At 64.4% G+C, this 22,934-nt stretch carries 18 protein-coding genes; all 18 read left to right on the top strand.

Features of this window, described 5'->3' with window-relative positions:
- Positions 1 to 26: 26 nt before the first annotated feature.
- Positions 27 to 338: a WXG100 family type VII secretion target gene (locus tag JS531_RS03705; protein ID WP_214312826.1), complete on the top strand. Its 312-nt coding sequence runs from the start codon at positions 27 to 29 to the stop codon at positions 336 to 338.
- A gap of 49 nt (positions 339 to 387) precedes the next feature.
- Positions 388 to 675 (top strand): WXG100 family type VII secretion target, encoded by a 288-nt coding sequence (locus tag JS531_RS03700; RefSeq protein WP_214312824.1) that lies wholly within the window; start codon positions 388 to 390, stop codon positions 673 to 675.
- A gap of 166 nt (positions 676 to 841) precedes the next feature.
- Positions 842 to 1,330: a hypothetical protein gene (locus tag JS531_RS03695; protein ID WP_214312822.1), complete on the top strand. Its 489-nt coding sequence runs from the start codon at positions 842 to 844 to the stop codon at positions 1,328 to 1,330.
- A 179-nt stretch (positions 1,331 to 1,509) separates the two neighbouring features.
- Positions 1,510 to 3,246 (top strand): S8/S53 family peptidase, encoded by a 1,737-nt coding sequence (locus JS531_RS03690; RefSeq protein WP_214312819.1) that lies wholly within the window; start codon positions 1,510 to 1,512, stop codon positions 3,244 to 3,246.
- Between the two features lie 51 nt (positions 3,247 to 3,297).
- Positions 3,298 to 5,142 (top strand): S8/S53 family peptidase, encoded by a 1,845-nt coding sequence (locus JS531_RS03685; RefSeq protein ID WP_214312818.1) that lies wholly within the window; start codon positions 3,298 to 3,300, stop codon positions 5,140 to 5,142.
- A 45-nt stretch (positions 5,143 to 5,187) separates the two neighbouring features.
- Positions 5,188 to 6,696: a hypothetical protein gene (locus JS531_RS03680; RefSeq protein ID WP_214312817.1), complete on the top strand. Its 1,509-nt coding sequence runs from the start codon at positions 5,188 to 5,190 to the stop codon at positions 6,694 to 6,696.
- Between the two features lie 173 nt (positions 6,697 to 6,869).
- On the top strand, positions 6,870 to 7,739 hold the full coding sequence (locus JS531_RS03675) for a hypothetical protein (protein ID WP_214312815.1): 870 nt from the start codon (positions 6,870 to 6,872) through the stop codon (positions 7,737 to 7,739).
- Entirely contained in the window at positions 7,739 to 8,599 is an 861-nt protein-coding gene (locus tag JS531_RS03670) for a hypothetical protein (protein ID WP_214312813.1), read from the top strand. Before JS531_RS03675 ends, JS531_RS03670 begins: the two co-directional genes overlap by 1 nt.
- Entirely contained in the window at positions 8,599 to 9,417 is an 819-nt protein-coding gene (locus JS531_RS03665) for a hypothetical protein (protein WP_214312811.1), read from the top strand. Before JS531_RS03670 ends, JS531_RS03665 begins: the two co-directional genes overlap by 1 nt.
- A gap of 139 nt (positions 9,418 to 9,556) precedes the next feature.
- The gene (locus JS531_RS03660; RefSeq protein ID WP_214312809.1) at positions 9,557 to 10,873 is read left to right on the top strand and encodes a hypothetical protein; all 1,317 of its coding nucleotides are present in this window, start codon (positions 9,557 to 9,559) and stop codon (positions 10,871 to 10,873) included.
- A complete protein-coding gene (locus tag JS531_RS03655) occupies positions 10,873 to 11,973 on the top strand; it encodes a hypothetical protein (RefSeq protein WP_214312807.1) in 1,101 nt (366 codons plus the stop codon). The genes JS531_RS03660 and JS531_RS03655 overlap by 1 nt, the downstream gene beginning before the upstream one ends.
- 42 nt (positions 11,974 to 12,015) lie before the next feature.
- Positions 12,016 to 12,444 carry a hypothetical protein gene (locus JS531_RS03650; RefSeq protein ID WP_214312805.1) on the top strand — a complete coding sequence of 143 codons (429 nt, stop codon included), beginning with the start codon at positions 12,016 to 12,018 and terminating at the stop codon, positions 12,442 to 12,444.
- A gap of 48 nt (positions 12,445 to 12,492) precedes the next feature.
- Positions 12,493 to 13,653 carry a hypothetical protein gene (locus JS531_RS03645; RefSeq protein WP_214312803.1) on the top strand — a complete coding sequence of 387 codons (1,161 nt, stop codon included), beginning with the start codon at positions 12,493 to 12,495 and terminating at the stop codon, positions 13,651 to 13,653.
- A complete protein-coding gene (locus JS531_RS03640; RefSeq protein WP_214312800.1) occupies positions 13,647 to 14,810 on the top strand; it encodes an FHA domain-containing protein in 1,164 nt (387 codons plus the stop codon). The genes JS531_RS03645 and JS531_RS03640 overlap by 7 nt, the downstream gene beginning before the upstream one ends.
- On the top strand, positions 14,807 to 18,772 hold the full coding sequence (gene eccCa, locus JS531_RS03635; protein WP_240542013.1) for a type VII secretion protein EccCa: 3,966 nt from the start codon (positions 14,807 to 14,809) through the stop codon (positions 18,770 to 18,772). The genes JS531_RS03640 and eccCa overlap by 4 nt, the downstream gene beginning before the upstream one ends.
- A gap of 73 nt (positions 18,773 to 18,845) precedes the next feature.
- Positions 18,846 to 19,469, top strand: coding sequence for a hypothetical protein (locus JS531_RS03630; RefSeq protein WP_214312771.1), 624 nt, complete (start codon positions 18,846 to 18,848; stop codon positions 19,467 to 19,469).
- A gap of 121 nt (positions 19,470 to 19,590) precedes the next feature.
- Positions 19,591 to 21,045, top strand: a complete 1,455-nt coding sequence (locus JS531_RS03625) for a DNA polymerase III subunit epsilon (RefSeq protein ID WP_214312769.1) — start codon at positions 19,591 to 19,593, stop codon at positions 21,043 to 21,045.
- Positions 21,046 to 21,175: 130 nt separating this feature from the next.
- Positions 21,176 to 22,885, top strand: coding sequence for an ABC transporter substrate-binding protein (locus JS531_RS03620; protein ID WP_214312767.1), 1,710 nt, complete (start codon positions 21,176 to 21,178; stop codon positions 22,883 to 22,885).
- The last annotated feature ends 49 nt before the right edge of the window (positions 22,886 to 22,934 follow it).

Genomic DNA, 22,934 nt, shown 5'->3' with positions numbered 1-22,934 from the left:
AACGCACTCAATGAAGGGATGCACACATGGCGGAAAAGATTGCAGCTGGCGAAGGTGCGCTTGAGAAGGGCGCCGTGGCCGTGGAGAACGCCCGTACCGGCATCGATCATCGCATCAAGGACATCGAGTCCAAGATGGCGGAGCTCGGCTCGTTCTGGAGCGGCGACGCGGCCACCTCGTACAACACGCTGATGACGAACTGGCAGGAGAAGGCCAACTCCCTGAACCGTATCCTGAACGATCTGCGCGACAACCTGCGCGGCACGGCCAAGGACCAGGCGGCCAACGAGGAGGACAACCAGTCCCGCACCAACCGTCTGCAGGCGCTGCTCGGCTGAGCCGCGGACGATCGAACAATCATCAGTCAGGGTTCGTAAGGAGCATATTATGGTGGGTTCCATTTCCGTTCGTCCGCAGATGGTGGACACGCTGTCCAGCGACATCGCCAATGACGCGCAGGGCATCGCCCAGGAGCTGGACACGTTGGATTCCGAAGTGCGCAGCCTCATCGACCAGTGGGATGGCGCCGCGCAGGAGGCGTATCACCGCGCGCAGACCGATTGGACGAACAAGCTGCAGGAGATGAACCAGATTCTGGGTCAGATCTCCCAGGCCACGTCGCAGATCGCGCAGCAGTACGTGGAGTCGGACAACCGTTCGGCGCAGCGTTTCTGACGATGCGACGGCCTGGCCTCTCATGCTGCTGAGGCATGGGCCGTGCATCGCGTAGTGGGGACCGGCTTTCCGGGAGGGGCGACGCCCGTCCGGAAGCCGGTTCTCCATCCGCGCGCCGGCGACGGACGCGCATGAGGATGATGGGATGTCCGGAAGGGAGACGGCGATGGCCACGGGCGACATTCATGTGGAAGGCGACAAGGTGCGTGCGGAGGCCGCGAACATGCTGGCCGCCGGCAAGGACGTGCAGGATGGCGTGGGAGGCCACTGGGACGGCACCGTCCGCAGCGATCCGAATTTCTTCGAACGGGACATGGAGGACTATTTCAAGCAGGTCGCCGAGAAGTTCGGCGAGTCGCGCAGGAACCTGAACGCCACCGCCGGCAAGTACGCGGACGGTCTGGTGAAGGCGATCGCCGAGCTCGAGGAGGGCGAGCAGGCGCAACAGGCGACGTTGGCGGCCTCGCAGGCCGCGGTGGAGCAGGCTTCGGATGCGAAGTTCGAAAGCGATCAGGCCCGCGACACGCTGCGTGAGGTACTCAAGCCGTTGGACGACCTGTTCGGGCTGAGTCTGGCGGACAACGTCGAGGACGCCGATGATGTGACGTCCGTGCCGCTGCCGCCCGACCCGCCGGCGCCACCCGCCGTGGCGTGACGTTGCCGTTTGGGCGATGTGGTGCGATGATGGTGAAGGGGACCGGCGCGAACGCCGGTGACAAGGACTTCGGGGGAAGGCTCCGACGGCTTGCCGTCGTGTGCCGCCGCTCTACGGCGGGCCTCGTGGCGATGACGCCACGGACTCGCCGGACGGTGTCTTTCAGCGCTGGTGGTCGTGTGGCTGGTGTGGTGCGTCGGCTGGTGATGGGTGTTGTGGCGGTGGTTGCGGCGGGTGCGTTGTGTGTGCCGTCGGCGGTGGCCGCGGATAGTCCGGGGTATTGGTATGTGGATGACACGGGGGTTCGTGACGCGTGGGCGCAGGGGGTCACCGGCGAGGGCGTGAAGGTCGCGGTGGTGGACGATCAAGCGGTATCAGACTATCCAGGATTCGCTGGGGTTAAAACTGAATACAAGGCTGAAATCGTGCATGGTAACTCCTGCACAGCGGACGATTCCTATCAGGAGATAAAGGTTCAGGGAAAGCGAACAATGACCAAAACCGATTCCGATCGAAAGGCCGGTGATGGTGGTATCTATACGACGCATGGGACGAACATGATGGCGTTCATTGTGGGCAACGGCCAGGGGTATGACGGCAACCCGGGGGTCTTGGGTTCCGCGCCGAAGGCGAGCGTTGTGTTCTATGCCAAAGGCTTCCCGACTCCTGGACTCATGGAAGGCGGCATTCCTGTGCCGTGCATTGACGAGGACAAGGACTCGCTGAGTAATAGTTTTTCGATTCAGCAGGCGGCCAAGGCTGGAGCCAGGATTGTCAGCATGTCGATGTCCGGTAACTCGGCCGAGATTCCCTACCTCATGTATGCGGTTCGTCATGGGGTGATCATGGTGACACCACGTGGTAACGATCCGGTCGAGGGTACCCGGGATTTGGTGGGCAAACCGGAGACAATCAACGAGTTTCCGGGGCAGGTCGTGGTGAACATGGTGGACCGGGACGGGAACATCGACAGGTCCACGGATGTGATGGACGGGAACGTCGTGGTGCTTTCACCGGGCGTGGACGTGCTGAGGTATGGTGACACCGGTGATAAGGAGCCCAAGGTGTCGGGGGGCGGCACATCGTCCGCCACGGCGATTCTGTCGGGGTATCTGGCGTTGGTGTTGTCGCGGTGGCCTGAGGCGACGGGCAATCAGGTGCTGCAGTCCCTGATCCGGAATACGAAGGGGAATGATTCGGGTGAGGCGAAGCTGGATCCGGAGCACAGGCGCGGGTTCGGCGAGGTGGATTTGAGAAGGCTGCTCGAGGTGGATCCGACCCAGTATCCGGACATCAACCCGATTCTCCAATGGCAGGTGGAGACCAGTGAGAAGCATGAGGAGACCCGCGGCATGTATACCAGCCACGCCGACTGGAAGGACTATTCCTATGGCCAGACGGATCCGTTCGACGGCGACGATGGCGAATGGCCCATCAGTGTGCCGAAGGAGGCGGAGCTGGTGGGCCAGGAGCTGGACCGTCAGGTGAAGGCATGGAAGAAGGTGGAGCAGTGCCGTGCCGACGGGGGTTCGGACTGTATGCGGTATTCGGCGACGAACACGGCGGATGAGGCGGACAAGTCGACGCCGCTGCCGGACACCGGTTATACGCGGGGCGGTCGTACCTACGGGACGCTTCCGTCCTGGTTCGGCTGGGCCGTGGGCGGCGGCGTGGGCGCAGCGATGCTCGTGGCCGGTGGTGTCGTGTTGGCGGTGGTGCTTGCGAAGCGGAGGCGGAGCCGTGGCCGTCATGGCGGTCCGGGGAACAGTGGCCCCGGTGTTCCCCCCGTGCCGCCTGTACCGCCCATGCCTCCCATGACCGGACGACCGGGCGTCAACGCTCCTGCAGTTCCCGGCCGGTTGTCGCAAGGTCCGACCGTTCCGTCTCCTTATGGTGGTGGTGCGTATGCGGGTTGACATGCGTGTTGTCGTTGATGTGATTGGTCGTGTTGTTGTGGAGGTGTGTTGATGGCTGGTGGTCGTGTGGCTGGTGTGGTGCGTCGTTTGGTGATGGGTGTTGTGGCGGTGGTTGCGGCGGGTGCGTTGTGTGTGCCGTCGGCGGTGGCCGCAGATAGCCCTGGGTATTGGTATGTGGACGACACGGGGGTTCGTGACGCGTGGGCGCAGGGGATCACCGGCGAGGGCGTGAAGGTCGCGGTGGTAGATGACGAGATGATTTCGAATTATCCGGGGTATGCGGGTGCCGATGTGTCGTTCAAGGCCGCTATCAAACATGGTGACTCGTGCTCAACCTCCAAAGAGTATAACGGAGATATAGTCACTGGGCGTCGAACCATCAAGGCGGATAATGCGGGTCGTAAGGCCGGTGATGGTGGTATCTATACGACGCATGGGACGAACATGATGGCGTTCATCGTGGGCAACGGCCAGGGATATGACGGCAACCCGGGGGTCTTGGGTTCCGCGCCGAAAGCGAGCGTGACCTCGTATGCCAAGGGATTTGCAACGACAGGGTTGTTGGATGGGGTGATTGTCCCTTGTATGGATTCGGATGACGCACCGATAAGCGGGCCTGATTCCATCCGTGCTGCTGCTGAGGGCGGGGCGCGAATTATCAGTCTATCCATCGATCAGAATATAACCGGGTTGGGAGTCCCGTCCATTCTGTATGCGGTTCGTCATGGGGTGATCATGGTGACGGGGCGTGGCAACGATCCGGTGAAGGGGACCAAGGATCTGGTGGGCAAGCCCGGGGCCATGAATGAGTTTCCCGGCCAGGTGGTGACGAATATGGTGGACCGGGATGGGAACATCGACAAGTCCACGGATGTGATGGACGGTAACGTGACGACGTTGTCTCCCGGTGTGGATGTGCTGCGCTACAACAAGGCCGAGGACAAAGCGCCTCAGATTATGGGGGGCGGCACCTCTGTGGCTACGGCGGTCTTGTCGGGGTATCTGGCGTTGGTGATGTCGCGGTGGCCTGAGGCGACGGGCAATCAGATTCTGCAGTCCCTGATCCGGAATACGAAGGGGAATGATTCGGGTGAGGCGAAGCTGGATCCGGAGCACAAACGCGGGTTCGGCGAGGTGGATTTGGGGAAGCTGCTCGAGGTGGATCCGACCCAGTATCCGGACATCAATCCTATTCTCCAATGGCAGGTGGAGACCAGCGAGAAGCATGAGGAGACTAAGGGGATGTACACCAGCCACGCCGACTGGGAAGATTATTCCTACGGTGAGACCGATCCGTTCGACGGAGACAACGGCGAACGTACGATTCGTGTGCCGAAGGAGGCGGAGCTGGTCGGTCAGGAGTTGGACCGTCAGGTGAAGGCGTGGAAGCGGGTGGAGCAGTGCCGTGCCGACGGGGGTTCGGATTGCATGCGGTATTCGGCGACGAACACGGCGGATGAGGCGGACAAGTCGACGCCGTTGCCGGACACGGGTGGTGGCAAGGCTGTCTCGTCCGGTCTTCCTTCGTGGTTCTGGTGGGCCGTGGGCGGTGGTGCCGGCGCCCTGGTGCTTGCGGTCGGTGGCGTCGTGCTGGCGGTGGTGCTTGCGAGGCGGAAGCGGAATCGTGGCCGTCACGGCGGTCCGGGGAACAGTGGCCCCGGTGCCCCGCCCATGCCGCCTGCTCCTCCCATGCCTCCCATGACCGGACGACCGGGCGTCAACGCTCCCACGGCTCCACGCCGGTTGCCGCAAGGTCCAGCCGTTCCATCGCCTTATGGCGATGCGCCGGGCTCTGGCCCCAACCCGTATTCTCCAGCCAATTATTCAAGGGAAACTGCGTCTCAGAAGCCTCAGCTATTTGCTCCACCGGTATTGAGCAAGCATGTTCCTCGTTAGTCAGCATGAAATTGATAACACGGTTATGAAAGAAAGGGGCTTCGAATGCCTGTGAAAACAACCACGATGGGTAGCGGCAATCCTGAGAAGGATCTTGCGACGATAGCGCAGACGCCTGAATGGTCGATGCCAACTGAAGTAACCCAGTACGTGCAGGCGGTGAGTGACGTTTCACAAAGCTTGTCAGACATCACTAGTCGGCTAAGCGAAAAGGGCGTATTCGAATGTCAGGCGAAGCGGCAAGCGCAGGAGTACTGCGAGAACATCATCGCCGCGATACGCAATGTCGACATTGACGGGCAAGTCCTTCAAATCAAAGAGAAGATCTGCAGCTACAATGCCGCCATCCATGCCGCCCAGAATGTTTCATTGCCGGGGGATGCATTGGATGAGGAGTCCCAGCAGGCAATCATGAATGCGACTGAACCGTTGGATTGCGTGGTGCCCGGACTCGGCAAGATAACCGGCATCGCCGGAATCGCCGGTGTGAATATGATTAACCGGTTGTTGGCTACAAATCGTAATGATGTTGCTGCGCAAGAACTGGACAAAGTACAGGATATTGCAGATAAGAAAAAGTTTAAGGGTAGCTCCATTCCCATCGTAGATCCTCCCGCTGCGAAGCAGCCGATTCCATGGCCCGATCCGCATGATGACGAGGAACATGGCGGCGGCTCATCCTCACAATCCATCGGCTCGCTGATCGGTGGCGGCGCGGCCATCGCCGGCGGAGCCGGAGCCGTGGCGTTGTCGCGGGCATCCGGCGTCTCCGGAGGCGTGGCATCCGCGGTTTCGGGTGGTGCCACAGGAACGGCCGGAGCCGGCGTGGCCGGCGGTTACGTCTCCGCGCACCCGGTGCCGGCGCCCCCAAGCGCAGGCACCGGCTCCTCCAACGGCGGAACCAACGGGTCGGGCTCCTCTCCGAACGGAGGCGGTGCGGGCTCCAACGGTTCCGGACGCACCGAATACGGCGACTACGTGTACGATCCGGTGACCCACAAGTGGGTGCGCAAGGATGACGACTCCGTCGCCGTGGATAGCTCGCAATCCGGGCTGCACGGCGGCACCGGCTTCGGTAAGATCGCCGGCGCCGCCGGCGTCGGCGCCGGAGTGGGTGTGGGCGGTGCCTTGGCGGCCGGACGATTGTCCGGATCCGCCGGCGGCGCCGGCCTGTCCGGGGCGGCAGCCGGCATGGGCGTCTCCGGAGGTGGCGTCGGACTCGCCGCCGTGGGTGGCGCAGGCGGCGTCGGCTCCTACTATGCGAACACGCCCGTCCACGCGACCATCGCATCGTCCTCCTCGTTGAAGGGCGCCACCGGCATGGCCAGCGGCCTGCAATCCGCGAACACGGCCGGAGCATCTGCCGCATCCGGTGCGGGCGCACGCACCGGCGCACCCGGCATGATGGGCGGTCAGGGCGGAGCCGGCAACGGCAAGAAGCAGAAGCGCCGCGGGCTCGGCTACATCGCTCCCGTCCTGGAGGACGACGAGGAATTCGAAGCCAAACCGCTGGCGGCCATGGCCGGCCGGCGCAAGCGCCCAGACGAGATGTGACAGGACGTCTTGAAGCAGGCGGCCGGACGAAAGCCGTTCCCACGGTTCGGGAGCGATGGCGTTCGTTCGGTCGCCATTCCATGACATCACTGCCGGTCCCGCATGCCGGGACGGGCAGTCGGAAGCACGTACGCCGCTCCGGGGCCGGTACGGGAATGGACTATCGTTGAGCCATGGCGCGCTTGGATTTATCGTGGAATTTCATCCACAAATACATCGAGGATCCGTTCGACAGGAGGGATCGTGGCTGGCGCGACGCCGACGAGTCGTATTCGACCAGCGGACGGCACAGCATTCTCATTCCGCAATGGCTGATGTGGATGTGCGTGTCCGGTCAGGAGAATCCATGGCGCAGCTGGCTCGGCAATATCGAGAAAGGGTTGTTGCTGCCGCTTCCTGACACGCAGAAACGGGACGAATGGTCTTTGGGAGTGTTCCCGAACATGGACTGTTCATATGATGCGAGCGGTTACTACGGGCGCGGCTATCACCCGGTGATACCGAAACTGGGAAGACGTTGCACCCCGGTGCTGCTGCGTGCGCCGTTTCCCGTCACTCTGGACCAGCAGCTCATCGCGTATGCGGCGTGCAGCATCGGTGAGACGGAGTGGGTGCCGTTCGCGCCGTTGATCAACGGCAGGTGTTCGCGGGAGATGCTACGGCTGATGAACATGTTCCCGCACAAGCCGGCGTTCATCATCTATCAGGGTGTGCTCCACCTGTGGATCAACGTGGAGCACTGGGGTCAGGTCGAGCCGAGGATTTCGTACTATTCGCCGCAGCCGTATATCGAGTTGGAGTTGTTCCGTGCGTATCGCGTGTACTACGAGCAGCTGCGTCGGGAGTTGGCTCAGCCGTATATGGGTCCGGTGTGGTGGCCGGATCAGTGCGATCCGCGGTTTCCGTTGCCTGGTGATCCTCGTGGAGCCCATTACGGCATGTGGATCTACTCGGGCGGCCTGACGTATGGAGAGAACGTGTTGAAGGCGACGTATGGTATTTGTCCGCAGCATGCTGGCGTGTACGGGAAGGGTGGTGCGTGATGGCGCGTGTTCCTGCTGGTGGACGGTTCAGTTTCCGCACATGCGAGGACCCGTTCGACTACCGCGAGCGTGGCTGGAAGCGTGTTGATGATACGGCAAAACAGTTATTCCCGTTTGGATTGCCGTCGTGGTTGTCGTTCATGTGTATCTCCGGTCGTGAACGCCCGTGGTATGACAGTCGGGGACGAATCAAAAAATATGGCGGAAGCTTAAGACGAAAGAAGATTCGTGATGGGTGGATGAATGGATATATGCAGAATCTGAACTCGGCAAGAGGCGGTCGCGCCTCGGACCAGGATGGTTACTACCCGGTGCATGCATCGTTGGGTGGATTATTTTTTGTAGACATATTGCGTGCGCCGTTCCCCGTCACGCTGGACGACCAGCTCATCGCGTATGCGGCGTGCAGTATCGGTGAGACGGAGTGGGTGCCGTTCGCGCCGTTGATCAACGGCAGGTGTTCCATGGAGATGCTGCGGTTGATGAACATGTTCCCCCACAAGCCGGCGTTCATCATTTGTAGGGGTTGGTTATATGTGTGGGTCAATGTCGAGCATTGGCGGCATATCGAGCCGAAGGTATCGCAATTGGACCCTCAGCCGTATATCGAGTTGGAGCTGTTCCGTGCGTATCGCGTGTACTACGAGCAGCTGCGCCGGGAGTTGCCGGCTCCGTTCATGGGTCCGGTGTGTTGGCCTGATCAGTGCGATCCGCGGTTTCCGTTGCCGGGCGATCCGCGTGGCGCCCATTACGGCATGTGGATCTACTCGGGCGGCCTGACGTACGGGGAGAACACGTTGGACACAACGTATGGTGCCGGTTTGCGGCATGCTGGCGTGTCCGGAAAGGGTGGTGTGTGATGACGCGTGTTCCTGCCGGTGGACGGTTGAGTTTCCGCACACGCGAGGACCCGTTCGACCCGGAAGACCGAGGGTGGACGTATCCAACGGGTTCATTGCGTGGCGATGCGTTCCCGGGGTTTAGCCTCCCTGCATGGCTCTTCTACATGTGTGTGTCCGGTCGTGATTGGCCATGGAACGATGAACACGGGAGGACCAAACAAGGCAATATAAGTTTCCCCTATTACAGGGCGCGTGCTGGCTGGTTGATCGACTTGGTGATGATTCGTCCCAGCCAAAGTGACGATGTCACGTTGGAAGGATATGTGCCGGTGAAGCCATTAGGCCGTACTTTTACGGTGTGGGTGTTGAAGGCTCCGTTTCCGCTTACGTTGGATAGGGATTTGATCGCGTATGGGGCGTGCAGTATCGGTGAGACGGAGTGGGTGCCGTTCGCGCCGTTGATCAACGGGCGTTGCTCACAGGAGATGTTGCGGCTGATGAACATGTTCCCGCACAAGCCCGCGTTCATCATCTATCGGGGTGTGCTCCACTTGTGGATCAACGTGGAGCACTGGGGGGACTTGGAACCGAAGGTCTCGTACTTTCAGCCTCAGCCGTATATCGAGTTGGAGTTGTTCCGTGCGTATCGCGTGTACTACGAGCAGTTGCGTCGGGAGTTGCCGGCTCCGTTCATGGGGCCGGTGGGGTGGCCTGATCAGTGTGATCCGCGGTTTCCGTTGCCGGGCGATCCGCGTGGCGCGCATTACGGTATGTGGATTTATTCGGGCGGCCTGACGTATGGGGAGAACGCAACGGAAACATACGGCATCCGTTAAAAGAATCTTCGGGAAACATTGACGTATTCGTTCCACGTGGCAGAATGGATGGTGACAATGTTGTAATGGGTCGACGATAATCGAACCAAGCAAGGGAACCGCAGGGGAAGAGCAAGGGGGCAATATGGCGGCATCGCTTATGCAAATGGACCCTGACGATTTAGGGACCGTATCCGATTCCTTCAGTCAAGCGGCCAACGAGTTCGCCAGCGCGAAAGCGCAGTTCGAAGGCTCCGGAAGCCCGAACTTCGGCATACTCCTCAGCTTCGTGGCTCCGGCATATGAGACGGCCAAGAGCTCCACGGTGACGTATCTGGACAACATCGAATCCATGCTCGACTCCATCTCCGGCGCCGTGCAGGGAACGGCCCAGGACGGCGAAGACACCGAGCAGAAGATCATCGACCTGCTCAACAAGATCCTCAAGGAACTCGAGGAAATCAAGGGGAACCAGGAGAACGGCGGCGGCTCCGACAACGAAGGCACGAGTGACGGCGGCAGCGGCTCCTCCACCGGCGGCACCGGTGGCTCCGGTGGAGGAGGAAGCTATGGCGGCGGCTCCGGCAGCGGAGGAGGATCCGGTTCCGGTGGCTCCGGTTCCAGTGGTGGTTCCGGTTCGTCTGGCGATGATTCATCCCAATACCAGCCGCTTCAGCAAGCAGACCTCAGCGGCGGCACGCCCACCGCGGGCGGCGGTGCAGGAGGTGCTGGCGGAAGCTCCACCGGCGGGAGCGCATCCGTCTCCACGCAGGACGGGCAAACCCCCGGCTACACCACGCTGCCGGACGGAGGGGCCTCCAACGGCGGCACGAACGGCGTGCCCCTGCCGCCGGACACGTCGACCACCACTCCCGGCGGTACGAACGGCACCGGTCATGGCTCGACGCCCGGAGGAACCACCACTCCCGGCACCGGTCGCGACACCACCTCCAGCCTCGGTCTCGACACCGACGGCGACGCCACGGACGATTATTCGCTGAACGCCACCGACGGGAACACACACGTCACCGTGAACGCCGACGGGTCCGTCACCCTCGGCAAACAGGACACCTCCACCGTGCCGCTGCCTCCCGGAGCGGATGAGACGCAGAACGGCAAGGGCGGATCGTTCACCGTGGACGCCGACCACGACGGCACCGACGACATCGCCCTCACCCCTGACGCGGGCGACGACTCGCGCATCAGCGTCTTCGACCACGAGGACGGCGAATACGCCGCCATCGACTTCGACAGCGACGGCGACTACGACGCCGTCGTGCGCATCGGCGACTCCGAAGCCGCCTACGAGAAAATCAGGCAGGAAGCCGAAGCCAACGTCTGGGAGAACATCTCCCGCAACGACCCGCTCGGACGCTCCGCAGAGGAGCTGCAGGCGCTCTACGCCGACCGCGACCTCATGACCCTGCCCGAACGCACCGACATCACCATGCCCACCACCCCGAGGAGGTTCGCCTGATGGCCAAAGACGACGGTTCCGGCAACGACATCTCGATCGGACCCTTCAGCTACGACGTGCCGGACAAGGACGAGACCGTAGTCCCCGAAGGCTCCGAAAACGACATCCGCATCGGACGGCTCGGCTACGATACGCCGGACAACCTGGACGAAGTGCATCGCGACCTCAAATTCGCCCAAAACCTGGGTGAATTCGCCAAAACCCACGAACTGGGCAAACTGACCAGCGCGCTGAGCCCCACCATCGGGCCGTTGAAGACGGGACCGATCGTCAACGGACTGCTGACGGACCTTGGCTTGAAAAAACTGAAGATAGGTGATGTCTCCAAGGAAATCGGGAATGCCTCCGAGGAGGTGAGCAAGAACGTCAGTACCATCCAAAAAACCGCGAAGGGGATGAACGAGGCAATCAGCAACGGCATCGCCAACGTGCGCATGGCCGTGGCCGTGGTGGACTTCGTCTCCAAGACCCTGTTCGGCTTCAGCATCGTGGACGAATGGGTGAAGAAGCCGTTCTTCGGCGACTGGGACGAACTCAAGGAGACCGCGGCCAAATGGGACGCACTCGCATCCTCCCTGACCGGCGTGCAGACCGCCATACAGAACATGTCCAGCAACGTGAACGAGGAATCCTGGTGCGGTTGCGCGGCGGACATGTTCAAGGAACGCAACGACGCCGTGGGCGAGGTGGCCGGCGAAGGCTGCGCCCCCTGCACCGAGATGTCGCAGGCGTTGAACGCGCTCGCCGAGAACGCGCAGAACGCGTTCGACCTGATCCTCGACACCATCGACGAGATCATCAGCCTGCTGAAGATCATCTCCGGCGAGCTCATCATCCCCGGTGCCGGCCCGGTCCTCGTGGCCGTGACCTGCGCTGCCGAAGTTGCCCAGGCCATCCAGTGGGCGAACGACATCACCACCTGCCTCAACAACCTGTACACGGCATTCTCCGGATTCTCGAACTGCATCTCCACCATGCAGCAGCTCGTCAGCAAATCGGAAGGCGTGAAAGCCACGTTCGGTTCCGGCTCGGGCTCTGGTTCCGGTTCCAACGGCGGATTCACCCCGGCGGGCCGCGACGGCACCGTGGTGTTCGCCTGACCCAACACATGAGACGTCAACAGGAAGCACAAGGAGCCGACCATGGGATCGCCTGAATTCGAAGCGTTCATGAAGCAGATGGACGACCTGAGCCAACAGATCAAGGAGCAACGCGCCAAATTCGAGAAGGAGAAGGCGCGCGTGGACAAGATGATCGCCGAGAAGCACGAGGACATCGAATCCAAACGCCGCAGCGGGGAATACGGGCACGCATGGCAGGTGCTCCAACAACGCATCGACATGGGCAAGACCTGCGAGAACGACATCTACGCCGGCATCGACAAATCGCCCGAAGCCCGCGAAGTGCGCGGCTACCTCGAGAAAAGCATGGGACTCGTGCGGGACCGCCTCGAAGACGTGGACGATCCGGACAACGAGGCCGCACACGGCCGCGCCGAGCTGGACGAGGGCATGCGCAGACTCCACGCCCAGGAAGCGGAACTCAACCGCGGACACGCCGGACGGCGATAGGACGGAATATATGTACCGGCCGGCACACGCCGGCCGTACCATACCAGCATGGCCACCGGAACACAGCATGAGCAGCGTGAGACACGGCGGCGCGACCTGAACCTGGTGGCGCCGCTCCTCGTCATGCTCTTCGCCGCCACGGCCATGCTCATCCACACGTCCGCGGCTCATGGCGGCACCCCACGCATGGGCGTCGCATGGACATGCGTCGTCGTCGCCATCACCGCGGCGGCGGCGCTCGCCTGCAACCGCATCGCCATCCGCATGGCCGTCCTCAGGAACACCGGCATGGCCGTATGGACGCTGCTCGCCGGAGCGGGCCTCGCGGCTTGGACGGGAGTCGCCGCGGCCGGACCTATGGGCGGCGACAGACCTGCACTCACCGCCGTCTTCTGCGCCGCAGGCATGATCGTGGCGGACACGGCGCTCGTCTTTCCGAACGCCACGGACCCCACCCTGCGTGGCGTGGCATCAACGCTCGCCGCCACCGCGCTCATGCTCGCCATATGCAGCGCCGGAACCATCCTCGCCGGCCTGCCGGCATCCATCCTCGCCGGGGGAGTGACGGCCGCAGGCGTCTGCGCCATCCAGCTCATGCCGAACATCGTGGTGCACGTGCCGGACCGGTATCTCGTGGAATGGCGCACCTACATGACCCGCCGGTGGACGGTGCGCGGCTCCATCCCGGACGAAGCCCGCGTGCTCACCCCGAAGGACGTCTCCGAGGACATGCGGTCGTTCCTCGCCCGATACGCCGCCGGTCTGAGCCTCGCCGTGACGCTCGCCGCATCCGCATACCTGGCATTGGCCGCATGGATGGACCACGGCGCCCTGCTCGACCGCATCGGCTTCCACACGCTCAGCCTCACGCTGTTCCTCTTCCTCACGCTCAAACCACGCCAATCCGGCCGGCCGTTCGAACGGTACCTCATGCGCGCCGCCGCGCTCGTCGTCGCAGCCGTCTGGCTCGCCCACATCAGACAGACCCTGCCCGTGGCGGGCAGCGTCACGCCGTTGGCCGGCATGGCCACCTTCGCCGTGGTGGGCATGCTCATCGGCTACGGCATGCTCGCCCAACGCAGCGGCTTCCATTCGCTCGCGCTCTCACGGATCGGCGACGCGCTCTGCTTCGCCTCCACCATGCTCACGCCCGCGGCCGCGTTCCTCGCCGCAGGCACATTCGAACTGCTCAGGGGGATGCCATGGTGAACACCGCCGCCAACAGCGCTCCGCACACCAGAACGGTCGTCACCGGATACCGGCCGGCCCTCGCCGGCAGACAATGCGCCGCCGCATGCATCGACATCATCCTCCTGATCGCGGCCGCGACAGGCGCCGGCCTCGTGGCCCGCAACATCGCGTTGGGCGTGCTGGTCGCCGTGGAATGCGCCATCGTCTACATGGTGGGGGAGGGCGCCAGAGGCGTCACCCCCGGCAAACTCATCTTCGGCATCCGCACCGTACGCGCCGAAAGCCAACGGGATCCGCGCGCCGGCATCCTGCCCGGCGGCGGCCGCGTCATCCTCAAATACCTCGTGCTCGCCGGATCCACGCTCCTCGCGCTCCTCGGACTCGTGGTCACCGTGCTCTCGCCGTTGTTCAGCCGCGGCGAACTGCGCCAGGGATGGGCGGACCGCGCCGCCGGACTCGTGGAAGTGGACATCCACCAACGCGTCACCGGCGTCATCACCGTACGGGACCCGCAGGATGCGCGCTACCACGAAGTACGCCGCTCCGAAGCCATGCGGCATGTGGACGACTCCTCCGAATCCCTCGACATCCGCGTCACGCCGGACACGCCGGCCGCGCCGGAACCCGCCATGGCATACCAGGCGCCGGCAGCGCCCGTGCAGGCCGTTCCATCCGCGCCCGCGCCCGCACTCATCGCCCCGTCCGCACCCACCACGCCACCCGTACCCGGCCGGGCCGCCGCCGGACAGGCCGGCGTTCCGGTCCCGCCGGCCATGTTTGCTGCCGCAGCCGTTCCCACGCCGCCGGCGCCGCAGCACGGTGGACCACGCATCAGCATCTACTTCGAAGACGGCTCGCGCCAGCCGCTCGTCATCCCCTCCACCGTGGTGCTCGGCCGCAAACCCGCGCCCCAACAGCCGGGAGACGCCACACTCGCCGTGCCGGACCACACCGGCACCGTCTCACGCAGCCACGCGCGCCTCGAAATCACCGCCGCCCACCTGTGGATCACGGACCTGGGCAGCACCAACGGCACACGCGTCATCGCCGAGGACGGCGAAGAGACCACCCTCCAACCGCACGTCAGACACGCCATCCGCTCCGGCGCGCGCATCACGCTCGGAGACATGGGATGCAGCATCATCACCGCCAAAAGCAGGGGGCGTCGCTCATGACCACCGAAACACAGCAGAACCGGCTCGAAGGCCCCAAAGCGCCCAAAGGCAAGGTGGTGCTCCAACAGCCGCCCGAACTCGAACCCAGCGACGGCGTCAACACGCTCCTCACCTCGCTGGTACCCCTCCTCGGCACCGCCAGCGCCATGGTCATGATGCTCATGACCAACTCCGGACTCACCGGCATCCTCACCGGCGGCATGTTCATGCTCTCCTCGCTCGGCTTCGTCGTCGTCAACGGCTTCCGCCAACGCTCCCAGCGCATGGCCAACCTCACCGCGTCCCGCCGTGAATACCTCACCTATCTGGCAGGACTGCGCAAAACTGTCCGCACCGCCGGACGCAAACAACGCAACGCCGCCCTCTGGAACGCGCCAGCGCCGGACTCGCTGCCCGGCATCGCCGAGGAACCCGCACGACGCTGGGAGCGCATCCCCTCCGACGAGGACTTCATGACCCTCAGGTTCGGCACCCACGACGAACCCCTCTGCATCACGCTCGAAGCGCCCGAACTGCCGCCCCTCGCCCAGCTCGACCCCGTCTCCGCATCCGCCGCACACCGGTTCATGATCGCCCACGAATCCCTGCGCCACATGCCCTACACGGTGAACCTGCGGAAATTCAAACGCGTGGAGCTCCTCGGCGACCTCGACCACACGCAATCCCTCGCCCGCGCCATCCTCTGCCAAGCCGCCACATGGCATGACATGGACAACCTACGCATCCTCATCCTCTCCTCCGCCGACCGCATCGACCAATGGGCATGGACGAGGCTCCTGCCCCACACGCGCGCCCTCAACGAGGAACTCGGCCGGGAACCCCACGAGATCCTCGCCTCCACCGTGGGACACGGCCGCTACATGGTCACCGCCAACATGCACGCCGTCGACACGCTCGTCGGCGAGCAGGTCCTCGACCGCAGCCGGTACACCGGCGGCGACTACGAGATCACGCCGCACCTCATCGTCGTCAACGACGGCTTCGACCCAGACACCCTCGCCAAGGAGACCCGCCTGTTCTCCAAGGACGGGCTCGACGGCGTCACCGTCATCGACATGCCCGCCCAATGGGACGACCTCGAAGAGGACGACGTCCTGCGCGTCCTCTTCTCCCGGACCACCGTGGAGGAAGGCCTCAACATCCTCGAAACCCACGAGGCGGACACCGTCGAACTGTTCTCCACCACCATCAAACCCTTCGAAATCACGCCGGACGCGCTCACCGTGCGCGAAGCCGAAGCCGTGGCCCAACGCCTCCAGGCCGCGCCCACCGCGGGAACGGCGGACGAATCCGGCCAGACCGCCGGCGGCGGGCACAAGAAATCCTCCGAACTGCCCGACCTGCTCGGCATCGAGGACATCCGCCACATCGACCTCGCCAAACTCTGGGCGTACCGCACCGGCAAGGAACGCCTGCGCGTGCCCATCGGCCTGCACGACGACACCAGCACCGCCTACCTCGACATCAAGGAGATGGGCCAGCACGGCATGGGCCCGCACGGCGTGCTCGTCGGCGCCACCGGCTCCGGCAAATCCGAAGTGCTGCGCACCCTCGTGCTCTCCCTCGCGCTCAGCCACTCGCCCGACCAGCTCAACTTCGTGCTCATCGACTTCAAAGGCGGCGCCACCTTCGCCGGCATGGACGGCATGCCCCACATCTCGTCCATCATCACCAACCTCGGCGAGGAAGCCTCCCTCGTGGACCGCATGGAGGACGCGCTCGACGGCGAGATCAACCGCCGGCAGGAGCTCCTGAGGGACGCCGGCAACTTCGCCAACATCACCGAATACGAGGAGGCCCGCACCAACGGCGGGCGCACCGACCTCGAACCGCTGCCCTCGCTGCTCGTCGTGGTCGACGAGTTCTCCGAGCTGCTCAAAGCCAAACCGGACATCGTCCAATCGTTCGTGCGCATCGGCGCCGTCGGCCGTTCCCTCGGCGTGCACCTGCTTATCGCCTCCCAGCGCCTCGAACAAGGAAAGCTGCGCGGACTGGACGAACACCTCTCCTACCGCATCGGCCTCAAGACGTTCTCCGCATCCGAATCCCGCGCCGTGCTCGGTATCCCGGACGCCTACGAACTGCCCAGTCTGCCCGGCATCGGCTACCTCAAGACCCCGGCCGGCACCATCACCCGCTTCCGCGCCTCCTACGTGTCCGGCGTGCCCAAAGGGCTCGACGGGGAGACCACCACGTTCCAATACGCCGTCGACCAGATGCGCGGCCACGGGCGCAAGGCGCACGTGGTCTGGCTGCCGCCGCTCGTCACACCGAACACGCTCGACGACCCCGACTTCATGCCCGACCTAGCCGTCACCCGCGAATACGGTCTCGTCTCGCCCCGATGGCGCAAGGCGGGCGCGCTCGTCGCCCCCTGCGCGCTCGAAGACAAGCCGCGCGAACAGAAACGCGACGTCATGGCGCTCGACCTGTCCGGCGCGGGCGGCCATGTGGCCGTCGTCGGCGGTCCGCTCAGCGGCAAGAGCATGATGCTGCGCACCATCGTCACCTCGCTCGCCCTGAGCCACACGCCCCTCGAAACCCAGTTCTTCGTCATCGACTGCGGCGGCGGCACCTTCACGCCGCTCGAGGACCTCGAACACGTCTCCGGCGTGGCCGCCGGCAACGAGGAGGAGAAGGTGCGGCGCACCATCGCCGAAGTCACCGGCATCATCGACGCGCGCGAACGCTTCTTCAAGGCGCAGCGCATCGACGGCATGGACACCTACCGCAGGCGCCGCGCCGCCGGACAGGTCGACGACGGCTACGGCGACGTGTTCCTCGTCATCGACGGCTGGGGCGTGTTCCGCGGCGACTACGAGGAGCTCGAACCCAAGGTCCAGCAGATCGTGGCCCGCGGCCTCACCTTCGGCGTGCACGTCATGCTCAGCGCCAACCGGTGGATGGAGATCCGCGCCAACATCGGCGACCTCATCGGCACCAAGCTCGAACTGCGGCTCGGCGAACCCGGCGACTCCCAGATCGACCGCAAGATCGCCGCCACCGTGCCCAAAGGCGCGCCCGGACGAGGCCTCAGCCCCGCCAAACGCCACATGCTCGTCGCCCTGCCGCGCATCGACGGCGACCACGCGGCCGGCACCGTCTCCGACGGCGTGGCCGACCTCATCGCCAAAGTGCACGCCGCATGGCAGGGACAAGGCCACAAACCCGGTCCCAAACTCCGCCTCCTGCCCACCGAACTGCCCTACGAGCGCATGGTGTCCGCCGTGCTCCGCCAACCCGAGGCCGCGAAACTCCTCACCCGCGGACGCCTCATCATGGGCATCAACGAAAGCGCCCTCGCGCCCGTCGTGTTCGACCTGCGCAAGGAACCCCACTTCTACGTGTTCGGCGACGCGAAATCCGGCAAATCCTCCCTCCTCAGACTCGCCATCCGCGAGATCGTGCGCGGATACCCGGACGGCAAGGCCAAGATCTTCATGGTGGACTACCGGCGCGCCAACCTCGCGCAGATCCCGGACACGCACATCGGCGCCTACATCACCAACGACGACCAGGCCACCGGACAATTCCAGGACCTCGCTGACTACCTCAAGACCCGCATGCCCGGACCCGACCTCACGCCGCAGCAGCTGCGCGACCGCTCCTGGTGGACCGGATCCGACGTGTACGTGCTCGTCGACGACTACGACCTCGTCGCCACCAGCCGCGGCAACCCGCTGCGCCCCCTCGTGCCCTACCTCGCGCAGGCGGGCGACATCGGCCTGCACGTCATCGTCACCCGCCGCACCGGCGGCGCCAGCCGCGCCCTCTACGACCCGGTCCTCCAATCGTTCCAGGACCTCGGCATGACCGGCGTGCTCCTGTCCGGCGACCCCAACGAAGGCCAGCTCATCGGCCGAGTCAAACCCAAACGCGCCGTCCCCGGACGCGCCCAGATCGTCAGCAGGGACGACGGGCTTTACGTGGCCCAGTTCGCATACGCGGCGCCCAGCGAATAGTCCGCGGGCAAGTCGACGGACAACCCGCTGATATGAGCAGGACGGAAGCGGATACGACGGAAGGAGCATAGGCATGCTGGAAAAGGAATTCTTCGTGCAGGGCGTCTGGCAGTTCCCCATATGGGCCGCCGGCACCGGCATGCCCACCGTGTTCCAGAAAAGCCCCATGTCCGACGGACCCATGTCCACCATCAGATGGGTGGACATGGCCGTGGCGCCCACCGGCAACGTCCAGCTCATCCTCGACATCCTCAACAAGACCGGCATGCCCATGCCCGTCAGCCGCTTGTGCTCCGGGCCCATCCTCTCGCTGCGCAACCACGTGGCCGTCGATGCCGTCCAATTCGTCTCACCCGTCCTCAGCGCCGCCACATCGCAGCGATGGTCGTTGGAACTCGGCGAGACCATGCCCTCCTACGAGCCGCCCCTCGTGCCGCCGGGCCGCTGGGAGCGGCGTATCCTCGAGTTCCCCGCGCGCCTCAACCCCACCGTGGCGCGCACCGTGCGCGTGCTCTCCGCGCCCAGTCCGGGCTCCACGCCATACGTGTACACCAGCGAGGACGGCGTGGTCAACCAGTTGCAGATGCGGTTCGCCGCCACGCAGGCGCCCATGTGGACCGTGAACATCTACCCGCGCATGCTCGTGCAGGCCGTCATCTCCGACGCCATGCACGGCCTGCCGCGCCGCTTCCTCTGAACGTGCGCCGGCGGTGCGGCGGCGCTGGCCCACGGCGTCTGCCGGCGCCGGTGCGCGTCGACGGACACGGGTTTCCGGGCGATATCTACCGCTGCCCGAACCCTCGGATTACGATGAACGCATGACCAACACGAATCCCGCATCCGGCCGCGCATGGCTCACCCAGGCCAAGGAGGACATCGCCCAATGGGAGCCCGTCATGCCGCGGGACGCCGACGGCAAACCCATCGACTGGCGGTGGATCCGTGAACTTGACCTCGAACACGGCATCGGTGCCGGGAGACGACTGCGGGTGCCGGAACCCGAGGAGGAACCTGCGGATGACGCCATCGCGGAGAAGACGTTCGCCCACGCGCTGCACGACGCGCTCGCCGCCGACTACGTCACGCGGGAACGGCTCGAAGCGGTCATCGCCCAATGCTCCACCGCGTTCATGACCGACTTCGACCGCCGCATCGCCTCCTACCGGCTGCCTCGCGCCCTCGCATGGGCGAACCGTCGGCTCAACGACGACATCGCATGGCTCATCCGTCTCGGCGAACGGCATCACCTCTGGAACGCCACGCACCGGCAACAGGGACGCGCCTCCGTCGTCACGCTCACACCGGCCGAAGGCGCCCGCACGGCGGGAATCCGCCTCGACGACCTCGCGGACCGCACCGGCACGATCCTCGAGACGCGCGCCGCACGGCGCAACGCGGAACGCCGCACGCGGCGGGAGAGCGACGCGCTCGTCGCCCGAGCCAACCTGTCCGGCGCCACCGCACCCGGCGGAGAACCCGCCGACCTCTCCATCGACGTCCGCGGACGTGCGCACGACGCGGCCACATCCGATTGGCGCGACGTCTACCTTCCCGGACGGGACGTCGACACCGTCATGGGCATCGACATCGAAACCACCGGCATCGACCCGGCACGCGTCTACATCATCGACATCGGCTTCGAATACATGAACATGATCTCGCAGCGACCCGCCGAAGCGCCCGCGGACTACGCGTACGAACAATCCGACTACCGGGCCGGCGACGCCTACGGGCAATCACGCCTCGGCTTCGGCGTGCCCGATATGAACGCACGGCTCGGCAACCCGTTCATCGCCAAGCTCACCGGCATCGACGTGCGCGAACGGGCCGCCTCGGACGGACACCGGCCGTTCGACGAATGGCCCGCCGCACAGGCCGGACTCCTGAAACGGCTCGAACGGCAACCCTACGTGGCGCACAACGCCACCTTCGAACACGGCTTCTTCATGCTCACCATCGAAGGCTACGCGGAACGCTACCGGGACGGCCGCATCACCATCATCGACACGCTCCCCATGAGCCGCAGATGGGATCCCGGCGCCGCACCCAGCGAACACCACCTGTACGGGGACAACACGCTCGACGCCTACGCGAAACGTCAAGGCGCGCTCGCGCCGGACCGCAGCGAACGCCACCTCGGATTGGAGGACGCGCACATCATGCTCGTCGCCATGAAACACCACCTCGCCGCGCTGCGCGCCGAACGCCAAGGACCATGGGGGTCCGGCGGACGCGGCGGCACCGGCGGCAAACGCTGCGGACGCGGCGCGTGAACGGCGTATAGTGATATCCGGTGATCGACCCTCCACGGGCGGTCAACCACGCATAACCCAACATATCCAGATACAGACAACGCGCAAGCGGGCGCACGCATGCCCGAACACGCGACAGGAGAACCGGTCCATGACACAGGACAACGGTGCGCACGGCGAAGCCGGCGCAACCAACAGCACCAACACCCCGAACAACGCCAACGTCGCCACGAACACCACGGACGGTGCCACGAACACCGCGAACACGGCCACGAACAACGCCGCCAGCACCGACGCCAGCCTCGAAGGCCGCGCCAAACGCCCCGGCCGCCGCCCCTCCCTCGGATGGCTGTGGTCCCTCATCGCCGTCATCGTCGTCGCCGCGCTCGTCGTCGGCGTCAACGCGTACTTCACGCGCAAGCAGGACGCCTCCGCGGCCGGGAAACAGGCGGACACCGTCGCGATCGGGCTGAAGCTCGCCCCCGTCAACCTCGACATCCGCCACCAATCCGGCTCCGCATTGGAACAGATCCTCATCGGCAACGTGTACGAAAGCCTCGTCTCCCGCGGCTCGGACAACAAGGTCCACCCCGGACTCGCCAAAAGCTGGGAGATCTCCAAGGACGGCCTCACCTACACGTTCCACCTCAACGACCACATGACTTTCTCCAACGGCGACACGCTCGACGCCGACGACGTCGCCTGGTCCATCAACGAGCTCAAAGCCAAGCAGTACTACAACTACGATCAGGTCACGAACCTCGACAAGGCCGAGGCCGTCGACGCGAAGACCGTGAAGCTCACCCTCTCCGCGCCCGACTCGAACATGCTGTGGTACCTGACCGGCCGCCCCGGCCTCGTCTACGACAAGGACGGCACATGGGACGAGAAGACCGGCGCGCTCGGCTCCGGTCCGTACACCGTCGCCTCGTTCGATCCGAGCGACAAGATCGTGTTCAAGGCCAACCCGAAGTACTGGGGCACCGCGCATAAGGCAAAGACCAAGAACGTCATCATCCGGTTCCTGCCCGACGACAACGCGGGGATCAACGCGCTCAAATCCGGCGACGTGCAGGTCCTCTCGCCGATCACCGCGACCCTCGCCGAACCGTTCCGCAAGAATCCCGACTACGTCGTCAAGGAAGGCGACGGCTCCGACAAGTTCGTCCTCGCGTTCAACATGACCAACGCCAAACTCGCCGACAAGCGCGTGCGCCAGGCCATCCGCTACGGCATCGACCACAAGCAGCTCATCGCCTCGCGCGGCGGCGTCGACGCGGCCCTCGGCGGCCCGATCCCCAAGGTCGACCCCGGCTATGAGGACCTCACCGGCCTCTACCCGCACGACGAAGCCAAGGCCAAGCAGCTCATGAAGGAGGCCGGCTACAGCGAGACGAACCCGCTCCAGCTCACCCTCACCTACGCGAACGTGTACGGCACCGAGCTCGGCGACCAGCTGAAGAGCCAATTGAAGCCCATCGGCATCGACCTCAAGATCAACTACGTCGAATTCTCCACCTGGCTGCAGGACGTGCACACCAACGGCGACTACGACCTTTCGCTCGTCGACCACGCCGAAAGCCACGACTTCTACAAGTGGGCCACGCCCAGCTACTACTACCACTACGACAACAAGCAGGTGCAGGACCTCTACGCCAAGGCCCTCGCCGCCACCTCCGACGACGAGGCCTCGAAGTACCTCGCCCAGGCCGCGAAGATCGTCTCCGAGGACGCTCCCGCCGACTGGCTGTTCAGCTGGCGCGTCGAACAGGCCTACGCCAAGGGCGTCTCCGGCTACCCCGAAAACCTTTCCCAGACGGTCCTGCCCCTCTGGCAGGTCACCTACACGCCGTCCAAGTGACGTCCCGCCACCCGCCCTGCGGGTGCGGCGGACGATGACGAAAGGAACG

This window comes from Bifidobacterium sp. CP2, from assembly GCF_018555635.1.
In the GTDB taxonomy this organism is placed as follows: Bacteria; Actinomycetota; Actinomycetes; order Actinomycetales; family Bifidobacteriaceae; genus Bifidobacterium; species Bifidobacterium saguinibicoloris.
The sequence above is the reverse complement of the archived record's forward strand: the minus strand, read 5'-3'. Positions and strand labels throughout refer to the sequence as shown.

Bases quoted from the DNA above. Each gene is read 5' to 3' on its own strand.
- JS531_RS03705 (WP_214312826.1), top strand. From the start codon at position 27: ATGGCGGAAAAGATTGCAGCTGGCGAAGGTGCGCTTGAGAAGGGCGCC.
- JS531_RS03700 (WP_214312824.1), top strand. From the start codon at position 388: ATGGTGGGTTCCATTTCCGTTCGTCCGCAGATGGTGGACACGCTGTCC.
- JS531_RS03695 (WP_214312822.1), top strand. From the start codon at position 842: ATGGCCACGGGCGACATTCATGTGGAAGGCGACAAGGTGCGTGCGGAG.
- JS531_RS03685 (WP_214312818.1), top strand. From the start codon at position 3,298: ATGGCTGGTGGTCGTGTGGCTGGTGTGGTGCGTCGTTTGGTGATGGGT.
- JS531_RS03680 (WP_214312817.1), top strand. From the start codon at position 5,188: ATGCCTGTGAAAACAACCACGATGGGTAGCGGCAATCCTGAGAAGGAT.
- JS531_RS03675 (WP_214312815.1), top strand. From the start codon at position 6,870: ATGGCGCGCTTGGATTTATCGTGGAATTTCATCCACAAATACATCGAG.
- JS531_RS03670 (WP_214312813.1), top strand. From the start codon at position 7,739: ATGGCGCGTGTTCCTGCTGGTGGACGGTTCAGTTTCCGCACATGCGAG.
- JS531_RS03665 (WP_214312811.1), top strand. From the start codon at position 8,599: ATGACGCGTGTTCCTGCCGGTGGACGGTTGAGTTTCCGCACACGCGAG.
- JS531_RS03660 (WP_214312809.1), top strand. From the start codon at position 9,557: ATGCAAATGGACCCTGACGATTTAGGGACCGTATCCGATTCCTTCAGT.
- JS531_RS03655 (WP_214312807.1), top strand. From the start codon at position 10,873: ATGGCCAAAGACGACGGTTCCGGCAACGACATCTCGATCGGACCCTTC.
- JS531_RS03650 (WP_214312805.1), top strand. From the start codon at position 12,016: ATGGGATCGCCTGAATTCGAAGCGTTCATGAAGCAGATGGACGACCTG.
- JS531_RS03645 (WP_214312803.1), top strand. From the start codon at position 12,493: ATGGCCACCGGAACACAGCATGAGCAGCGTGAGACACGGCGGCGCGAC.
- JS531_RS03640 (WP_214312800.1), top strand. From the start codon at position 13,647: ATGGTGAACACCGCCGCCAACAGCGCTCCGCACACCAGAACGGTCGTC.
- eccCa (WP_240542013.1), top strand. From the start codon at position 14,807: ATGACCACCGAAACACAGCAGAACCGGCTCGAAGGCCCCAAAGCGCCC.
- JS531_RS03630 (WP_214312771.1), top strand. From the start codon at position 18,846: ATGCTGGAAAAGGAATTCTTCGTGCAGGGCGTCTGGCAGTTCCCCATA.
- JS531_RS03625 (WP_214312769.1), top strand. From the start codon at position 19,591: ATGACCAACACGAATCCCGCATCCGGCCGCGCATGGCTCACCCAGGCC.
- JS531_RS03620 (WP_214312767.1), top strand. From the start codon at position 21,176: ATGACACAGGACAACGGTGCGCACGGCGAAGCCGGCGCAACCAACAGC.